We start from the raw sequence: 19,274 nt of genomic DNA, 5'->3' as shown, positions 1-19,274 counted from the left end.
TGACGGCGATTATCGCAAGCTCAGCAACTAAGATGCAAGATATGGAATAAAGGATTTTGTATACAATTTTGTGTTTTAGCCGACATTTTGTGAGCAAAATGGCTGTGATCTTTCGCAAACAATTAAATTGAACTGTTAGCTTTATCACTTAAAAGTCGTTACTAATTCTTACAAATTAGCTACTTAAGTTTTATTCAATCGCTAATATTGACCCATTATGCTAACATTCGCCATCTCCGCTCGGGGTCAGAGGGGAGCACATGTATCAGTGGAGTTGGCGATGCAAACATTAACAATAGACGTGGGCGGTAGCAAAGCCCTGTTCGAACTTCAACTCAAGGGGCATACAGAACAATATAAAATCCCCACGGGTGAAGGCTTTAAAATAGAAGACTTAAATAATCAAATCGCGGCGTTGGAACGGGATTATGACTTACAGCATTACCATTTAGCGATCGCTGTACCAGGGCTTGTACAACAGAATCGTTTGGTATCTTGTAAATCCTTGCCCGGTTTAAATGGGTTGAGTTTTGATACCTTGAAAACCCAAGGTCAGCTTAAGTTTATCTGTAATGATATCGATGCGGGCATGCAGGCAACCTGTGATGAAAAATATGCCTGTGAGTTGTTAGTCATGTGTGGCACCGGTATCGGTATGTCGATTGCGTTTAACGGCAAAGCGTACACCGGTGCAACTGGCGTGGCTGGTGAGTTAGGGCATTGCCGGGTGATGACTGAGTCGGGTGAGTTTAGTTTAGAGCAACTCGCCAGTGGTGATTCTATCCGTAGTCGTAAGATTTCCACTGCCGATGATTTATACCGTTCTGGCACCTATCTCGGTATGGGATTGGCGTGGGCTGTAAATCTCTTTAATCCCAATCGGATCTGGTTAGCAGGCGGCATGATGAACAGTGCGCCCTACTATAAAGGGTGTCTGGATAGTTTAAGACGCATGGCCTTGAGTGCGCCATTAGCCGAAATGAAGATTAATCGCGTCGATGATATGGAAACCTTGGTTTGCCGTGGTTTATCAGTGATCTTGGCAAGGGATTTTTCGGATAAAGTTAGCGCGAGTGACTAACCGACAGCTTAAGCTCAAATCTTCGTGTTACTCATGCTTGATAGTGCAATTACCCTATAAACTTGGGGTGAATTGAGCTGATAAAATTGTTGTGAAACAATGCGGTCATCGGGCCCAAGTGATTGTTAACTTAATTATTTGTTAACTTAAACACTTTTATTCGATGATCGCATTTTTATTCTCTGCGTTTAGTCGCTTTGACATACATAGTATAGCGAACGGCCCAGTTGATCGTTTCGATATTGTGAACAAACACTCCGGCTGATAGAGCAAACCAAAGGTTGTCATGACAGCTAAATCTATCCTATTAATTTCTTTTAAATACAGATAATTATTTTTATTCCCCGTAGGTATTCTTGACGAAAAATCCTTTTTGGTAACGAGTTTTGCACTAAAAATGTTGTTATTTGGTTGCAATTGGGTTTGGTTGCAGCCTATGCTAGTTACCACAATGACAACGTTGTCATTGGTGTGAAAGGCAAACCAATCGAAAGGTTGGGACGCAAAGCCTCCGGTCTAAAGGTTTGTGAATACCTATGATAGCGGGGATACCGCAGGTTGTTTCTTCGTGTCGCTATATGCGCATGGTGTTAAGATTTTTTTCCTGTCTATGCTTTGTTTGCCTTATTGATGCATAACTTACTCAATAGGGAATTATCATGTTTAAAACTCAAATATCCACCGCAGCGATGTTGGTGGCTTCGGTGCTGGCATCGACAGCCAGTTTTCATACATTGGCTGCCGCGCCAGGCAAACCAACGATAGGATGGGGCGAAACGAAGTTCGCTATTATCGAAGTAAATCAATCCGCTTCTGCTTACAATCAATTGGTAAAGGTTAAAGATGCTGCCGATGTGTCCGTTAATTGGAACCTTTGGAGTGGCAATGTTGGTGATACCGCGCAAGTTTTGCTGAACGGCAACCCCGTATGGGAAGGGCCATCTGGCACTTCTGGAACCGCAACGTTTAAGGTGAATAAAGGTGGCCGTTATCAGATGCAAGTGCAACTATGTAACAGCGATGGTTGTACAAAGAGCGATGCTAAAGAAATTCTCGTAGCAGATACCGATGGTAGCCATTTACTACCACTGAATGCATCTCTAAAAGAGAACAATCGCCCCTATGCGAACAAATCAGGCAAAGTGGTCGGGGGTTATTTTGTTGAATGGGGTGTTTACGGGCGTAAATTCCCGGTGGATAAGGTGCCCGCGCAAAACTTAACTCATATTTTATATGGCTTTACGCCCATTTGTGGCGGCAACGGTATCAATGATAGTTTAAAAGAAATTGAGGGTAGCTTTGAGGCATTACAGCGTGCCTGTGCTGGCCGTGCTGATTTTAAAGTGGCGATTCACGATCCTTGGGCAGCGGTGCAAATGCCACAAGCTGGTGTGAGCGATTACTCCGATCCCTACAAAGGCAACTTCGGCCAATTGATGGCATTAAAGCAAGCCTATCCCGATTTGAAGATCCTCCCGTCCGTTGGTGGCTGGACGCTCTCTGATCCCTTCTACTTTTTAGGGGATAAAACCAAGCGCGATACCTTTGTAGCTTCGGTGAAAGAGTTTTTACAAACTTGGAAGTTCTTTGATGGTGTGGATATTGATTGGGAGTTCCCCGGCGGCAGCGGCGCAAATCCAAGCTTAGGTAACGCCAATGATGGTCAAACCTATGTCATTTTAATGCGCGAATTAAGGGCAATGCTCGATGAGTTGAGTGCTGAAACCGGACGCACCTATGAACTTACCTCTGCTATCAGTGCGGGCGATGACAAGATTGCGAAAGTTGATTATCAGGCTGCACAGCAGTATATGGATTATATCTTCCTGATGAGTTATGACTTTAACGGTGGCTGGACTAATACTGAACTCGGCCATCAAACCAATCTCTACGAGGCAAGCTGGGATCCAAATACTCGCTATACCACAGATAATGGTGTTAAAGCATTGCTCTCGCAAGGTGTCACGCCAGGTAAGATTGTGGTTGGTGCGGCCATGTATGGTAGAGGCTGGACTGGCGTGAGTGGCTATAGTGGTAACAATCCATTCACTGGCACGGCGACGGGTAAAGTCAAAGGCACTTGGGAAGCCGGAGTGGTTGATTATCGCCAAATTGCCAAGGATTACATGGGGGCTGGTTGGAGTTATGCCTATGACGAAACCGCAGAAGCGCCTTCTGTCTTTAATGCATCTACAGGTGACTTAATCACTTTCGACGATGCGCGTTCGGTGAAAGCCAAAGGTCAGTATGTGCTGGCAAATCAGTTAGGTGGGTTGTTTGCGTGGGAATTGGATGCCGATAATGGCGATATTCTCAATGCCATGCACGAAGGTTTAGGCCATGGCGAGGGAACCACTCCGCCAGCGAATAGATCACCTATCGCAAATGCGGGCGCAGATGTGGCTGTCACAGGCGCAGTGGATGTACAACTTAACGGCAGTGGTTCGCGTGACCCTGAAAACGCAGTTTTAGGTTATCAATGGACACAGGTTTCAGGCCCAAGTTTAGTGATTAGCAACGCAGATTTAGCGAATGCCTCGGTGCCGTTGTCAGCGACGCAGTCCGATGTCGTGTATGTGTTTAGCTTGCAAGTGACTGACCCTGAAGGTTTATCCTCAACGGATACTGTGACCATTACCCATAAGGCAGATACACCTAATCAAGCGCCTGTGGTAAATGTGCCTGCGAGCGTGACAGTTGAAGCAGGGCAATCGGTGAGTATCAATGCGACTGCGACCGACGCAGATGACGATAGCCTCACCTACGCATGGACAGTGCCAAGCAGCCTTGCGGCGAGCGGACAAAACAGTGCCACCCTTGTGATCACGGCGCCGAGTGTTTCTCAATCGACTCAGTATAGTGTGAGTGTATTAGTTTCTGATGGTGCGTTAGATACCAGTGCTACCTTGACCTTAACTGTAACGCCTAAGGTGACGGGGGAGCAATGTGATGCTACTGATCCCAACGCGGCAAATTATCCCGTTTGGAATGCGACCAGTATTTACAACACGGGCAATACCGTTAGTCATAATCAATTGGTGTGGAAGGCCAAATACTGGACTCAAGGCAATACGCCTTCAAGAACCGCCGATCAATGGCAATTGTTGAGTCAGGTTGAGTTAGGTTGGGATGCGGGCGTAGCCTACAACGGCGGCGCGACCACTAACTATAAAGGTCGCAAGTGGCAGGCAAAATGGTGGACTAAGGGAGATGTGCCCGGTGTCGCGTCCGTTTGGACTGATATAGGTGCAGCAGCGTGCCCGTAAAGGATATTAATAACGCTTAAATAAAACAAATCCCTGCAATACAGGGCTTTGTTTTTAATGCAGAAATTAATTTATCTTCAACAGTTCAACATCAAAAATCAGTACCGAACCACCGCCAATTTTGCCAGTGCTACGATTGCCGTAGGCAAGCTCACTTGGAATAAAGAAGCGATACTTATCGCCTTCGACCATCAGTTGCACGCCTTCGGTCCAACCTTTAATCACCCGATCCAACGGGAAGGCAATGGGCTCACCGCGCTCGACCGAGCTATCAAATACGGTACCGTCGATCAAAGTGCCATGGTAATGCACAGTCACTGTATCACTCGCCTTAGGATGAACAGTACCAGAGCCTTGCTGTAACACTTGATATTGCAAACCTGAAGCTGTGCTGAGTACACCTTCTTTGGTTTTATTTTGTGCTAAAAATTCATTACCTAAACGGATATTTTCTTTGGCCGCTTTTTGGTTATTCATTGAGGTAAAGAAGTAAAAAATCACCCCAGCAATCACAACAACGGCAAGTAACATTTTCATTTTAAGGAACACCTTAGTCAATTTTGGCTATGTTATCAGTTTTTTAGCGTGAGAGGCTAGCGATGTTCGTGCGCGTAGCCGTGGATGATTCGCGTTACATTTTCTCACGCTTTAAAAGCATCCGAAGGCTTTATCCAGCTTTAGATATCGCTTAACCTGTGGCATTAGACTCTATAAAAACTCAATAAAAACAGATAAGAAGAATAAACAAGGATAGTCCTATGTTAACTAAAGCCGCAAAACCGTTGGTCAAGCTTGTCGACCGTTATTTACCCGATCCCTATATTTTTGTCTTACTTCTCACGTTAGTCGTGATGATTTCGGCCGTGGTCGCCGAGCAAAAAACACCCATGGACGTTATCAGTTACTGGGGCGATGGCTTTTGGGCACTGCTGAGTTTTTCAATGCAGATGCTGTTAGTGCTGGTGGCGGGATTTATGCTCGCCAGCTCACCACCGATAAAAAAATTGCTCGATGCTATCGCCGGACTCGCTAAGTCTGCGCCGCAGGCGATTATCTTAGTGACGCTGGTTTCTCTGGCTGCCAGTTGGATTAACTGGGGCTTTGGTTTGGTAGTCGGCGCGTTATTTGCCAAGGCGTTGGCCCGTAAGGTACGAGTGGATTACCGTTTATTGGTTGCCAGTGCGTACTCGGGTTTTGTGGTTTGGCACGGCGGCTTGGCGGGGTCTATTCCGTTAACCATTGCCACTGTGGGGCATTTCTCAGAATCACAAATTGGCATTATCTCTACCAGTGAGACCATTTTTGCCAGTTTTAACTTGCTGTTAGTACTGATTTTGTTTGTGGTGATGCCACTGGTAAACCGTTTTATGTTGCCAGAAGAAAAAGACAGCATCTATATCGACCCTAAGGCGCTTGAAAATGTGAGTAGTGAAGAGAGCAACACAGTGCATGCGTCAAACGCTATTACTCGTCCCGCAGATACATTAGAAAATAGCCGTTTACTGGGCTGGAGTGTGGGCGGCGCAGGGCTGGTGTATTTAGGCTATTACTTTGCAGTGCAGGGCGGCAGCTTAAACCTTAATTTAGTTAACTTTTTATTTTTGTTCCTTGCCATAGCGCTGCATCAAACGCCACGCAGTTTATTGCTGAGTCTTAACGAAGCGATTAAAGGCGGTGCGGGCATTGTGATTCAGTTCCCCTTCTACGCAGGCATTATGGCGGTGATGATGCAATCGGGTTTAGCCCAAAGTATCTCCGAAGGATTTGTAGCCATTGCCAGCGCAGAAAGCCTGCCATTTTGGAGCTTTATCAGCGCAGGCATTGTGAACATTTTTGTGCCTTCGGGCGGCGGACAATGGGCGGTGCAGGCGCCGATTATGTTGCCAGCTGCCGAAGCCTTGGGCGCCGATGTGGCACGTGTTGCTATGGCCGTAGCTTGGGGTGATGCATGGACCAATCTCATTCAGCCTTTCTGGGCTCTACCTGTGCTAGCCATCGCCGGATTAAAGGCGCGGGATATTATGGGATTCTGTTTAATGCAGTTGATTATCACAGGGGTCATTATCAGTATTGCCCTAAGCTGGTTTTAAGTACTGATATAGCTCAAAATTTCCCCGTTAAAAGAAGTAACAGTTAACGGGGCTAATTTTTTCATTGCGACTTCCGTATTGTGTTAATTCCAAATGTGGCCGACATTTTGTTATGTATGAGCCTTGAATTGGCGTCCCTAAGGGCTCTACAACTTGTAGGCACTCTGACATTCGTATCTTCAGGTTGATTGGGGATTTCAGGTTGATTGGAGATGCGCGCTTTAAATCAATCTATCCATCACTCCGGTTTGGAGCCCATAACCCAGCAAGGCCAAGTTGGTTACTACCGTTAGCCAAAACAGTTTACGAAAGGCCGTTTTTACTGATTTATGGCGTAGAAGGTGCTGGGCAAACAGTGCACCGGGCCAGCCGCCCATCAGCGACATCAGGTGCAAAGTACTTTCTTTGGTGCGCCATTTACCTCTTTTAGCGGCTGATTTATCAACGGCGTAGGTGAAAAAAGTGCATAAACTCAGCGCCAGATATAAACCAGCAATCGCGACTGGCAGCATATGCCACCAAGCCGCGCCAATTAACATGGCGAGAAAGACCTGCGCTAATAACAATGGCATCGAACTCGCCTTGCTGTGAATCACTCTCGGCTTTGAGGTGCGGGGCGAGCGGGTGTGAGTCGTTTTTTTGTTGTTCATTTGTTCTGGTGCTAGGGACGAATGGATTTAAAGGCAAGGTGGCGCCAGAGTTTTTCGAGCGGCCCTTGCTTAAAGTAGCATAAATATACACTCGCAAGCAGCAATTGCAGTAGCGAATAACCCAAGGCTATTGCCATATAACCGCCTCTATTGAGGGTTAACAGTAACTCTGGGGCAAAGTGGCGAAAGATAAATACGCCAACGATAGATTGCAGAATATAAAGGCTAAAGGCGAGTTTGCCGACATTTTGCAGTGGCTTTAGCACGGTCGAGCGGTTTTGGCAGATATAAACCACTATATGGATATAAATCAGCGCCATCGGAATAGCACTCAGCATGACTAGAATGTCTGAAAACATCACCAGTATGGGGTTTTCGGTTAAGCCTAATAGGGTATCCATGGAGGATAACACTAAGGTGGCTAAAGCGAGTTTGAGTAAGGTGTTACGGTCAAAACCCTGTTCAAAGATGCCCTGTTGATAGAGTGCCATCCCCAGCAACATTAAGCCTGCCGTAAACCACATTAAGGTAAAAGGGATCACGAGCGCCATATAGCCAACTTGAATTAAATGCAGCAGCAGTTGGTTGGGGTAACTCGATGTCCAAGCGCTGTATTGCTCGGCAAAAAGCACTGATTCGCGGGTAAACAGTTCGTCACTGCCGCTAAGCGCTATTAAGCTGATCATCACTAAGGCAATGAAAATAAAAATATTGGCCTTACGTTTTAACTCGTCGATGCTGGCATCACGGTAACAAAGTGCTAAAAATCCACTGATCCCATAGGTCAGTAAAATATCACCGGGCCAGATAATAATGCCGTGGAGCAGGCCAAAGACAATTAACCATTTCAAGCGTGAGCTTAGCAGCGAATAAGCGGCCAAGCCCTTGTTGCTAAATCGCTGAAATTGAATATAAAGCCCAACACCAAAAAGGATAGAAAATAGGCTGATAAAGCGCCCTTCAATAAAGAAATTGCTAACGCTTTGGAGGATTTGGTCTGAAAGTAAGGGGATTTGATGGGGCGCATAGCCATAAAAACTTATCCCCATAAAATAGATATTCATAAAAAATATCCCCAAGACGGCTAAGCCCCGAATCGCATCGAGGTTGGCATTGCGAGTACTTGGGATCGAGTGATCGTGAGTGTGATTCGCCTTTGAGGGATTTGCCCAAGGATCTTTGGCAGCTTGAGTGATAGGTTTGATAGCAGGCATCCTTTTGCTATTGGGGAAAATTAACCGAGTCAGCCTCGGATTATTCGAGCTGATAATACAAGGCGTTAGCTTAACATTCGACCCTTCGAAAGAATACTTAGGGTGAGCGTGGTATAAGTGTTCTATCCAACTTATAGGGCGAACTTCACAAACTTATTCGTAGAACTTAATAATGAGTCCATATTTTTTTAGGAAAATTTCAACTAGCAAATTTAACTCTACGTTTCTGGGTTCAGGATTTGTTACCACAATACACTGCAACTTTTTTTCGTCCATATATTGCAATGTCAAAGAATATTCACCATTACACCAGACAGAGCTGTCAGACGTAAAATTGTAATAATCCCAAGAGCCGCCGATATCAGTAACTTCTAAAGTGCTCCAAATTAGTTTTTCTATTTGTTTGGTATGTTTAAAGTCTGACCATTGGTATTTAGGGTGCAAGGTAATTTTCAAATGTGATCCGTACTTATAATAAGCTTAAAAAATATTGGCTATTCACCAATATCTTCGTTCCATAGCTGTGGCTTGGCGGCGATAAAATCGCGCATTAATTGCTTGCACTCGTGATTGTCTACCACTGTCACGTCGACTCCGCGGGACTGTACATAGGCTTCCGGCCCTTGAAAAGTGACATTTTCACCGACCACTACCTTAGGGATGCCGTAGAGTAAAATAGCGCCACTGCACATATCGCAGGGGGAGAGGGTTGAATAGAGCGTGGCTTTTTGATAATCGGCGGCGGTCAATCTGCCAGCGTTTTCGAGGCAATCCATCTCAGCGTGTAATACGGCGCTGCCTTGCTGCACACGTTTATTATGCCCGCGGGCGACAATTTTACCGTCAATCACTAATACTGAGCCAATGGGGATACCGCCTTCGGCTAATCCTTGTTTGGCTTCATCAATGGCGGCCTGTAAAAATTCATCCATGTTGTCCCCCTGTTAGATTGTTTTGCTTAGCATAGCAGTCCGTAAGGTTTGGGCAAGACAACTTAACTTGTTATCTTGCTTGACGATTAACCTTGGCTCGGTGGCGTTAACTTATTTTTGCGGCTTTTCTGAAATCCATAATTTGATATGCCCCTTCACGACCACGACTCCTTGAGTGTCGTAGGCGGTTACGGGCACCAGCATATCGCCGGGGGCCCATTGCTCTGGCGTGACTTCAGCCACACACAAAATATCGCTGCCCGCTTTGGCGGTGTAATCCACACTCATGCCCTTAGGGATCCAGCGTAAATGGGCGGGTATCGAGGCTTCGGCCATCACGCCCATTGCCATTTCTAGGCCATTACAAATCGCAATCACGTGCACCGTTTTTATATGGTTATGAACAGCATGACGTTTTTTTATTAAACATGAACAGTAGTTAAGGCGTAATTCAGTGATCAGTGGTTTGATGGTGCCAAAATAAGGCGCCATACGTGACACCATCATTGAGAAGATTTTTTGGCCAAAGGGTAAACCTTGGGTCTTGTGGTAAAGCGCAAGCACCTTGTTAGGTTTGGTACGGGTTTCTTCGTGAGTACTCATGTTTATCCTTCATCGGAGTGCAAACTAAGGGGGATAATCTTTGGCCAATGATTATGTTAGGTCTTAGTGGCGCGGTTATCTTTTTCTGGTCGGATGAGTGTAACATTGAGGTAACAATAATTGCCAGTCGGCTGAATTAAGTAAACTTCATTTCGCTGTTTTTAGGCTAACACCGTATAATCACGACAAATTTGTCATCAATGACACCACATATTGATTTAGCAACAAGGACTTACATTGAAATATTTGCTGACCTATTTTAAGGGCATGGCCATGGGCGCCGCCGATGTGGTGCCAGGGGTTTCGGGCGGCACCATCGCCTTCATTACTGACATTCTTGATACCTTGCTTGAAAGCGTTAAGCGCATCAATCCATCCCTTTGGGGGGTGATTAAGTCGCAGGGGCTAAAAGGCGCTTTTATACACATCAATGGCGGATTTTTAGTGAGTTTATTGGCGGGGATCCTGACCAGTATTTTTAGCTTCGCTAAGCTGATTTCGTGGTTGCTGGTGGCGCATCCCATTCCGATTTGGTCATTCTTCTTTGGCTTAATCATTATTTCTGTGGTGCATATGCTCAAGCAGGTGAGTGGCTTTACGCTGGCGCGCTTAGGTTTATTTGTGCTCGGCGTGTTGGCTGCTTGGGCAATTACTGTGCTTAATCCTGTGTCGGTGGAAGCCAGTTACTTAAATATCTTCTTTGGCGGTGCGATTGCGATTTGTGCCATGGTGTTACCCGGGATTTCGGGCAGTTTTATCTTATTATTGCTTGGCTTATATCCCGTTGTATTAGCAGCAGCCAAAAATATTCAACTCGATATTTTGGCGTGTTTTGCTGTTGGGGCTGTGATGGGATTATTGACGTTCAGCCATTTATTGTCGGCGCTGCTACGTAAATACCATGATGCTACTATCGTGTTTTTAACCGGATTGATGCTTGGTACCTTAGGCAAAATTTGGCCTTGGAAACAAACCTTAACCTGGCAGACCAACTCCCATGGCGAGCAAGTGCCTTTGCTGGAACAAAATATTTCGCCACTTAATTTTGAGCAAGTGACTGGCCAGCCCTCACAACTCTTGTTTGCTATTGTGTGCATGTTAGCGGCGATTGCTTTAGTGTGGGGCTTAGAAAAGGTTGGTAAACGGGATTAGCTAATTCTGTGGATGATGTTGAATAAAAGCAGCGAATATCGCTGCTTTTCTGTTTTAAGGGCGATGGAATATCTCGACTTTAGGGCAATGTCATTTTGCTCGTACTTTAGTTACAATCGCCCAATTATAATGAGTGCTCAGCCATCGATGTTGTGCATCCGTTTAAACTCAGTGAGAGTTTGTCGTTACGATAAGGATATAGTTGTGGAAAAAAAACAGGTTCCCTGGGTTGGTGTGGCGCTAGCAATTTTTGCCTTAGGTCATGTAGTTAACTTGCTCATTGATAAACAAGATTCTGAGATATCACCTGAATTAAAGCAGCAAATTTCTGACACGATCTTAGCTCATCGGCCATCAACCGCCGTGAATAATGTTGTCACTTCCACCCCGAACAACCTTGAGTTGGTTGACGATTCGCCCAAAATCCCGATGCCCGCTCAGTTAGCCCAAGTGAGTCAAATCTACAGTAATCTCAGTGCATTTGCGGCGCTCAAGCAAGATGGCACTGTGGTGGCATGGGGCGAGCCTGACTGTGGCGGCGATATCAATAATGCCGCCGAGCCTCTGGTCAATGTAAAACACCTATATGCGGCAGAGGATAGTTGTGGTTTTGCGGCCTTAACCCATGACGGAAAGCTTATTCCTTGGGGAATGGCGATGAAGCAAGTGCTGACAGGTGTTCGTTCTTTTGTGTTGGGAGAGGTGCTGTATGCGGCCATCAAACAAGATGGCAGTGTAGTGAGTTGGTCTAACTTGGATTCAACGCCTGCCGAACTGATCTCGGGGCAATATGCCGCGCCTGCTATGACCAATATTGACACAGTGTTGATTAACAAAGGTGCCTTTGCTGCCTTAAAGCAAGATGGAACTGTAGTCACTTGGGGGGGCGCCGATTATGGCGGCGATAGTCGTCACGTAGCCTCTGAACTTACCCATGTCGATTTGCTCTATGCTAATGATAATGCCTTTACCGCGAGGACAGCGACAGGGAAATTAGTGTCTTGGGGCGGGCTCAGCGATGAGCAAAAAGGCCGTGAACAATTAGCCAAACTTAGCCAATTAGCGCCTGCTGTGAAAGTTGTTAACACCGATCATGGGTTCGCGGCACTGCTGGCTGATGGCAGCGTATATTCGTGGGGTGAGGGCGAATTGATTGAGTATCATGCCGCGTTTCCAGCGCGTTTATCTACCACAAGTCGCGCCAATAAAGTAATTGATATTTATGCAAATCGTGGTGCGTTTGCCGCTCTAACCATTAGTCGTCAACTGTACGTATGGGGCAGTAAATTCAATGGTGCCGATACGTCAGTCATACAGGAAAAGTTGCAAAACATTGATAAGGTTTATCCCTTTGATGAGGGATTTGTCGCGCTACGTCGGGATAATACGGCCGTTGCTTGGGAAGGTTGGGACTTGGGACAGCATCAACCACGTTATCAAGAAATCCCGCAGGTGGACAAGGTGGTGACCTATGAGCGGGAGTTTGCCTTTTTAAAACAGGATGGCACTGTGGTTGATGGTCACTCTGGACCTAAAACTCAAATCACTCAAGCATCGGATATTTTCCCGACAGGCTTTGGGTTTACGGTTAAACGCCAAGATGGTTCCATTGCTGTATGGATGGGTGAAGAGCCTGCGATGACGTTAGATAAGCAAGCCGTTGATTTGAGTCAAATGCGCGAGATTCGAAGCAATTTGTTTGATGCCATTGCGTTAATGGCCGATGGCACGGTACAGGCATGGAATATGATGGGCTTGAGCGGACAAGACACACAATAACGAGCGCAAAACACTAAAACGCAAGGGCTAAGGTTATTAGATCTTAGCCCTTTATTTTAGGCTGAGGCTTTGTCGTTTTCAGCTTGATTGGCTTTGATTTCACGCAAATAGCGGTAAATGGAATGCACTGAAATCCCCAATCGAGTCGCTGCTACTTGGGCGCTATCCTTGAGTTCAAAAATCCCTAATTCATGGAGTTGATTGACGATTTCGCGACTTTTTTGTGAAGGTGAAATCGCAGCGTTAGCACGAACTTCGTGATTCACACTGTCAATCGCACTATGTAGCGCCTCATCAATATTGCGTGCGAATACTTCGGGTGAATGGGTCTGCTCATTGCTAAACAGTTGTTCTGGCATCATAGTGCGCAGGACTGATTGCAATGGGGCATCCATATCCGTGTTGATACAGAGCAATCCAATCGGTTGATCTTTGCTATTGCGGATAATGGTGGTGGTTGATCGGAGTGTTTTACCGTTGGCACATTTTGTCAGGTAAGCGTTAGAAATATCTTGTCCCGATTTTAGTTTTTGTATCGCAAGATTGGTAATCGGCGCGCCAACTTCTCGCCCGGTTATATGACCATTGGCAATTTTGACCACCGAAGGATGCTTAGCATCTAAGCTGTGCAGCACCACTTCAGTGTGCTGGCCATACATGGTGGCAATCCCATCGACGATATTTTCGATCGACTTGAGTATATCCAGATCGCTTTGGGTTAAGTCATGTAATTTCATCATGTTAGCCTTTATTCAGAAGCCTATCAGGAATAACCGTCTTACTCTGACATGATGTTAATAATGGTGACATCCGTTGATGACATACCATTAAGGACCATTCTGCCAATGTTTTTGATGGTCTTCTCAACATCTTTGGCAATGATGCCTTGCCCAGAAACGTTTTGGCTGTTGAGCGCCATTAAGAAGGAGCGCACCGCCGCACTCGATGAGGTACTGACCTTCATAGCGCAGGAGGCTTTCGCACCATCACAGACCATACCCGAGCTGTCGCTGATAACGTTTTGAATCGCAAAGCAGGATTGCTCGAAACTGCCGCCTGCTAAATACACCATCGCCATAGAGGCGGCGGCGCTGGTGACCGTATTGCCACAAAATGCCGATAATGGCGGGTAGTGTGACTTAATATAAATCGCCCCTAAGTGGCTCATAATTAAGGCGCGCGCCAGTTTTTCTTCACTGACTTTATAACACTGAGCGGTGATCACTACCGGAATCGTGGCCGCAATCCCTTGGTTACCACTGCCTAAATTGCTCATGGCGGGCAGATTAGCGCCGCCCATACGCGCATCGGAAGCTGCCGCAGTTAGCATCACAATTTTATTGAGTAGGTCTTCGCCAATAATCCCCGCGGCAATACCGTTTTTCATGGTGCGGCCGACTTCTAATCCATAGGGTTTGGACATACCTTCATCGGATAATTTGCTATTTAACTCAGAGGCTTTAAGGATAAATTGGATTTCTTCGAAGGGGACTTCTTGGGCGAAGTGGTAAATCGATTCAATATTGATATCGACGCCGTCGCAGATTGAGCCTGTAGCCTTGGCTTGGGCGTTATCGGCGGTAAATACTAACTCACCATTTAGGCGCTTTTCGGCTATTAAAGTATGGCCGCCGCAGATTTTCACCATGGCCTCTTGTTCACCCGCGGTTAATGTCACACAGCAATAGATAAATTCATCGGTCGCGGTACGCTCAACCTTCACTTTACCCGCATCAATAAGGGTTTGTGCTTGCGCCACTTGCTCTGGGGTGACGCTGGCTAGTACTTCCAATCCTGCGTCGGCATTGCCCGCAAGTGCGCCAGTGGCGGCAGCGATCGCAAGACCAATTTTGCCTGTGCCTGGCACATAGACGCCCATTGAGTTTTTATACAGATTATCAGAGACCTGCACTGCAATTGCATCTGGATCACCAGTCAACAATGTGCGTGCAACCGCCGCCGCGTAAGCTGCGGCAATCGGCTCTGTGCAGCCTAAAGCAGGTTTAACAACTTGGTTGATGATGTGAATATACTGCTGCCATTGGGGTTTCATCGGGGTACAACCTTACAGATGCTTAATCGTTAACGTGGGCGATGGCTTCGATTTCCACTTTGACACCCAGTGGGAGATCCTTCACCGCAAAACAGCTGCGCGCTGGGCAGTCGGTTTTAAAATAGGTTTTATAAACGTCGTTAAAAGCGGCAAAATCACTGATTTCGCTTAAGTAACAAGTGGTTTTAAGTACGGTTTCAATGCTGCCGCCGCCAGCTTCGAGCACGTATTTTAGATTCTCAAGGCATTGCACCGATTGCTCGCTGATGCCGCCATCAACCACGCCACCTTTGTCTTTGCATACTGGCAGTTGTCCTGAGGTAAAAATAAGGTTGTTATAGCGAGTGCCGTGGGAATAAGGGCCAATGGCCAGAGGCGCGTGCTCTGCGTGAATAATGCTTTTCATGATTGAATCACCAAAGTCTAAATTTGCAACATTATTTGCATTTTTTGGCGATAGAGCAATCGTTATTGCAAATATTTTTGTATCCATAGAAAGTTTTTGTGTTTTTTATTTAGCTATATCAGATTGTTATGTTCTGTGGTGACTACTGTTGGAAACACTCAACTTGGCTTTGACTCAAATGAATTTGCATTAGATAGCGGTTTTATGACTCGGTAATACCCTTGTTAGCCTCAACTCTGGTTAATAGGATTAATAGTATTAAGAGGATTAAGCCCAAATGAATCCGAGCGAAGATTTTGGCTAGATTCTAAAGCTGTTGCCAAATTTAGTTGACCACTACAAGGTGAGTTTACGCGTCAATCGTGAGCTTATTGCAAGTCCATTGAACGTAGTTATCATTGCAATAAGCTGTTTGATATACATTTATTTATCCGAGCTTGGTGTCTTCTGGCAAACGCTTGCTCTTACTTTTTGCCATAAAAGTTGCTCGACATTGAAGTAGAATAACTAGGCGTTATTCCTTGTTTCACGATCTTGCCATAACGAACAACATTTAATCTCGAAACATCCCATACGCGCAAGAAATGAGCACACCCTCAAAGCTTGTTTGAAGGTGTGGGAATCAAGCTAAAGCTTAAACTGCGAAGTCGCATTCTTCAGTTCATCGGCAAAATCGACTAAGCCTTCTGACACATTTCGCACCTGTGACAAAATCTGTAAGGTTTCGTCAAAGGAAGCATTCATACTAACCACATTATTCACAACGAGAGAGGCGACAGAAGCTTGTTCTTCGGTTGCAGAAGCAATATTCGTGTTCATTCCATTAATACTGACGATTTGCTCTTGGATTGATTTTAAGGCGAGGCCAGTATTTTTCGCATTGGTTTCATTTTCTGAGGATTTGGTTAAGGCGGCATTCATGGTATTGACGGAAGAAACCGCGGCGGTTTTAAGATTTTGTAATACTTGACGGATTTCAGTGGTTGCATCGGCGGTTTTAGAGGCCAGGGCGCGCACCTCATCGGCGACGACCGCGAAACCTCGGCCTTGTTCACCCGCTCGTGCGGCCTCAATCGCGGCGTTTAGCGCTAACAGATTAGTTTGTTCTGCAATCGAGGTAATCACATTTAAAATTGAGGTGACATTTTCAGTATCTCTAGCTAACTCATTGATAGAATTTGAAGCAACTTGGATTCCTTTGTTGAGATCTTGGGAGATATCTATGGTTCGTTGCACCACATTCATGCCTTGCATGGCTTCTTTTTCAGCAACTTGGGCGGCACTGGCGGCTTGTCGAGCATTTTGCGATATTTCAATGACGGAATGACGCATATCCTCCATTGAAACTTGCACTGTACTCGCATCTTGGCTCTGTTGCTGAGTCGCTTTAGTCGCATCTTCCATCCGCTGTTTTAACGAATGTGAACTCTCTAACAGCGGGTCTGTTACGTTCACTACTTGGAGGATGGAATCGGCAAGTAATCTTAGAAATCGATTGAAGTTGCTGGAAACTTGGCCTAACTCATCAGTGCCAGAAACAGTGAGTTGATGATTTAAATCCCCTTTGCCATCAGCGAGTTCTTCAAGCGAGCGGGCAACGCTATGGGCGGCGGAGCTAATCGAGCGAGCAATTGCAATGGTTACAATAAACATCACGATAAGTAATGCAATACCAGAGGACACCGTTAGCCACAGGCTTTGCTCTGATCTGTCAGCGGCTTCTTTGATCGCTTGTTTAAACTCAATGATTTTACTCTGTTTGTAGGCTTGTACCTCATTGAGTACCGCTTCAAAGGCTTGGGACTTTTCTTGGCTGATTTGGCCAATATTTGCCATATCGATAGTCCCAGCCAGCATGCCTTTAGCTAGCTTTAGCGTCATGTCATTGTAGCGGGTGAGTTTATTAGATAAGCCGTTTAACTGATTTGCCTGCGAGGGATCAACGCTATCAAGCTGTTGTAGATTCTTACGAACTGACTCGTACATATTTTCCGCGTTGGTCAATAAATCTTCATCTGCAAAGGAAACCGATTGGGTATAAAGTTCATCGAGTCGTTGCACAAAAAATACGTTTTGATTGGCTAACTCTACTCTTTGATAAACTTGTTGCTCCATATAATTAAGCGTTGCGCGATTTTTATTAATTGAAATAACACTAATGCTTAAATTTAATGTGAATATAACGACAGCTAAAATAAAAATTGCGCCAACTTTTTTAAAAATAGAAACGTTGTTAAAAAAATTCATTATCAGCCCCCAAAAGGTGCCGGAGTATACTCCGGCACACCAACTTAAAATTCGGCAACCACTTTGACCGAATCATTGGCCTCACTACTATCAATATAGCCAATAATATTGGGGTTTGAAGAAACAAGTTTAATCATTTCTGCCCCACTAGTGACTTCTTTGGGCGGTGTTCCTTTACCGGTAAATACTTTTTGTGACCAATAGGATTTGAGTTGACTCGATGATTTACCTAAGACTTTTGAGTCAAAGGTTTCCCTTAATGGTACGGCACTGTCCAAATTCACTGGAACAGCGGAGGCACCGTTAGGAAAGGTTTTTGTTTTTCCTAGATAAATGTTTTCTATCGCTTTTTGATCAATAGTATCGCCATTGCTCGGATGAACAATTACCACCACGCCTGCCCAAATGGGCATTGATACTAAGCTAAGTAGGATTGAGCAAAGTAATTTTTTCATGTCTCTCTCCTAAAATACCAAGTCAACGCCGAGGCTGATGGATTGCGAGTCTCCCGCGACCTTCATGCCTGGGCCGCCTTCATCTTTTACATCATCGTATTGAATTTTAAAGGCTGCTGAGGGATGGAAATCCCAGCGAATTCCCGCAGATGTAGTGTGATGAACTTCCCCACCTTCACCATCATCAAAGTCAGAATATGAGACGAAAGGCATAACTGAATTAATGCGGTATCCCAATGTGACCAGATAAGTATCTAGATTACTACCATCGAGATCTAAGCGATTCAGCTCAGATAAAAATAAGAAATTGTTATAGTCAATATTTACAGATAGGCCGTAAAATTTGCCTGTTCTTTGTTTATTGCCGTTCCATTCTTGTTGTACGCCGCCAATATAACGTTCATTGGTATATTGCATATGGGTTAAACGAATATCTAACCAATCACGGTTAAATTGTACTACGATGCCGCCAATATCTTTCCAAACTTCACGGGTGTTCTCTAGGAAGAAGAAATCAGAAAGTAATTTATTGGGGTCACTATCTTCACTGCCGTAATAGACCTGTCCTGACATAGTCCATTCACCCATTAAATAGTTATATAATGCGCTGACACCCGTGTAGTTAAAGACTTGCCATGTGTAGTTATCTGCTGGTGGACGGATCCAAGGATAGGCATATCCCACGTCGAAAAAGTCACTGTAATAATAGAGTGGCAGTCTTTTTTTGCCGCCTTGTACCGTCCAGTGTTCATTTAATTCGTAGGATAAATAGGCCCACTCAAAATCGGCTGAAAAGTCATCGGCACCTCGGGAAACCACCTGAGCAGTGGCGGATAATCCTTCAAGTAAATCGGCTGAAAATTGAATACCAAAAAGTGTGTCGGGTTTAAAGCTGATATCTTCATCGTATGCGCCCACGAGTGGATAATCAGCTAGGAAGGTTGGACCAAGGTCAAACTCTGCAACGCCAGTGCCATCTATTACTCTACCCGCAACCACTGAGGCAAAACCTGAAATATTCACTTCGGCTTGGGCACTGGTGGCAAGTAAGAGAGAACAGAGACTGAATAACAGTTTATGTTTCATAGATAAACCTACTTTTGTAAGGTATGTGCATTTTTAAGCCTAGAATGAATGTGGTTTTTTACCATTATTTTTGGAACAATTTTGCAACAATCACGTCTAAGTTTCATTTTCCGGCAGAGCTTCAGGGCTTTTTTACTTTGATTTTGATTTATTTGGTGTTTAGTCATTTTGATCATGCATCAGTTAAGAGGCTGTCGAGCCAAACATGGATAAGTAATGTGTGACAACGTTTTTAAGAGTACTGAATTGACCGACCGCTA

At 45.2% G+C, this 19,274-nt stretch carries 17 protein-coding genes and 1 riboswitch; of the genes, 5 read left to right on the top strand and 12 right to left on the bottom strand.

All coding sequences use genetic code 11. The features are described 5' to 3' along the window. The first annotated feature begins 280 nt into the window (after positions 1-280). Together IEY09_RS02115 and IEY09_RS02110 are read left to right on the top strand one after the other, a co-directional pair. A complete protein-coding gene (locus tag IEY09_RS02115; RefSeq protein ID WP_188869664.1) occupies positions 281-1,081 on the top strand; it encodes an ROK family protein in 801 nt (266 codons plus the stop codon). A 467-nt stretch (positions 1,082-1,548) separates the two neighbouring features. Then, positions 1,549-1,637: riboswitch (cyclic di-GMP riboswitch) on the top strand. Positions 1,638-1,740: 103 nt separating this feature from the next. Continuing rightward, a complete protein-coding gene (locus IEY09_RS02110) occupies positions 1,741-4,347 on the top strand; it encodes a glycosyl hydrolase family 18 protein (RefSeq protein ID WP_188869662.1) in 2,607 nt (868 codons plus the stop codon). A 66-nt stretch (positions 4,348-4,413) separates the two neighbouring features. Here IEY09_RS02110 and bamJ read toward each other — a convergent pair whose 3' ends face one another. Further along, on the bottom strand, positions 4,414-4,884 hold the full coding sequence (gene bamJ / locus IEY09_RS02105) for a BamJ family beta-barrel-assembly machinery protein (protein WP_188869660.1): 471 nt from the start codon (positions 4,882-4,884) through the stop codon (positions 4,414-4,416). Between the two features lie 221 nt (positions 4,885-5,105). Between bamJ and IEY09_RS02100 the strand changes: the two genes are divergently transcribed. Beyond that, positions 5,106-6,437, top strand: a complete 1,332-nt coding sequence (locus tag IEY09_RS02100) for a short-chain fatty acid transporter (protein ID WP_188869658.1) — start codon at positions 5,106-5,108, stop codon at positions 6,435-6,437. A gap of 221 nt (positions 6,438-6,658) precedes the next feature. Here IEY09_RS02100 and IEY09_RS02095 read toward each other — a convergent pair whose 3' ends face one another. From IEY09_RS02095 to IEY09_RS02075, 5 genes are all read right to left on the bottom strand, one after another. Then, positions 6,659-7,087 carry a DUF1294 domain-containing protein gene (locus IEY09_RS02095; RefSeq protein WP_188869656.1) on the bottom strand — a complete coding sequence of 143 codons (429 nt, stop codon included), beginning with the start codon at positions 7,085-7,087 and terminating at the stop codon, positions 6,659-6,661. Between the two features lie 11 nt (positions 7,088-7,098). Continuing rightward, on the bottom strand, positions 7,099-8,301 hold the full coding sequence (locus tag IEY09_RS02090) for a DUF418 domain-containing protein (protein WP_188869654.1): 1,203 nt from the start codon (positions 8,299-8,301) through the stop codon (positions 7,099-7,101). Between the two features lie 153 nt (positions 8,302-8,454). Continuing rightward, positions 8,455-8,757 carry a hypothetical protein gene (locus IEY09_RS02085; protein ID WP_188869652.1) on the bottom strand — a complete coding sequence of 101 codons (303 nt, stop codon included), beginning with the start codon at positions 8,755-8,757 and terminating at the stop codon, positions 8,455-8,457. Positions 8,758-8,795: 38 nt separating this feature from the next. Continuing rightward, positions 8,796-9,233, bottom strand: a complete 438-nt coding sequence (locus IEY09_RS02080) for a nucleoside deaminase (RefSeq protein WP_088585881.1) — start codon at positions 9,231-9,233, stop codon at positions 8,796-8,798. Positions 9,234-9,344: 111 nt separating this feature from the next. Then, complete coding sequence (locus IEY09_RS02075; RefSeq protein WP_037415749.1) at positions 9,345-9,836, bottom strand: hotdog fold domain-containing protein; 492 nt, start codon at positions 9,834-9,836, stop codon at positions 9,345-9,347. Positions 9,837-10,073: 237 nt separating this feature from the next. Here IEY09_RS02075 and IEY09_RS02070 point away from each other — a divergent pair, with 237 nt between their 5' ends. Then, positions 10,074-10,988: a polyprenyl-phosphate transporter gene (locus IEY09_RS02070; protein ID WP_188869651.1), complete on the top strand. Its 915-nt coding sequence runs from the start codon at positions 10,074-10,076 to the stop codon at positions 10,986-10,988. 204 nt (positions 10,989-11,192) lie between these two features. Next, positions 11,193-12,767 carry an RCC1 domain-containing protein gene (locus IEY09_RS02065; RefSeq protein ID WP_188869649.1) on the top strand — a complete coding sequence of 525 codons (1,575 nt, stop codon included), beginning with the start codon at positions 11,193-11,195 and terminating at the stop codon, positions 12,765-12,767. A 56-nt stretch (positions 12,768-12,823) separates the two neighbouring features. On the opposite strand, the gene IEY09_RS02060 is transcribed toward IEY09_RS02065, so the two are convergent. The 6 genes from IEY09_RS02060 to IEY09_RS02035 form a co-directional block, all read right to left on the bottom strand. After that, positions 12,824-13,504, bottom strand: coding sequence for a helix-turn-helix transcriptional regulator (locus IEY09_RS02060; protein ID WP_144345658.1), 681 nt, complete (start codon positions 13,502-13,504; stop codon positions 12,824-12,826). Between the two features lie 41 nt (positions 13,505-13,545). Then, a complete protein-coding gene (locus IEY09_RS02055) occupies positions 13,546-14,820 on the bottom strand; it encodes an L-cysteine desulfidase family protein (protein WP_037415760.1) in 1,275 nt (424 codons plus the stop codon). Between the two features lie 22 nt (positions 14,821-14,842). After that, positions 14,843-15,226, bottom strand: a complete 384-nt coding sequence (locus tag IEY09_RS02050; RefSeq protein ID WP_037416092.1) for a RidA family protein — start codon at positions 15,224-15,226, stop codon at positions 14,843-14,845. 627 nt (positions 15,227-15,853) lie between these two features. Next, entirely contained in the window at positions 15,854-17,473 is a 1,620-nt protein-coding gene (locus IEY09_RS02045) for a methyl-accepting chemotaxis protein (RefSeq protein WP_037415762.1), read from the bottom strand. A 44-nt stretch (positions 17,474-17,517) separates the two neighbouring features. After that, positions 17,518-17,928: a type 2 periplasmic-binding domain-containing protein gene (locus IEY09_RS02040; RefSeq protein WP_037425478.1), complete on the bottom strand. Its 411-nt coding sequence runs from the start codon at positions 17,926-17,928 to the stop codon at positions 17,518-17,520. A gap of 9 nt (positions 17,929-17,937) precedes the next feature. Further along, positions 17,938-19,014, bottom strand: coding sequence for a hypothetical protein (locus IEY09_RS02035; RefSeq protein ID WP_037415766.1), 1,077 nt, complete (start codon positions 19,012-19,014; stop codon positions 17,938-17,940). Positions 19,015-19,274: the final 260 nt, after the last annotated feature.

This window comes from Shewanella xiamenensis (assembly GCF_014647135.1).
Classification (GTDB): domain Bacteria; phylum Pseudomonadota; class Gammaproteobacteria; order Enterobacterales; family Shewanellaceae; genus Shewanella; species Shewanella xiamenensis.
Note: the sequence above shows the minus strand (reverse complement) of the source record. Positions and strands in the feature narration are given on the sequence as shown.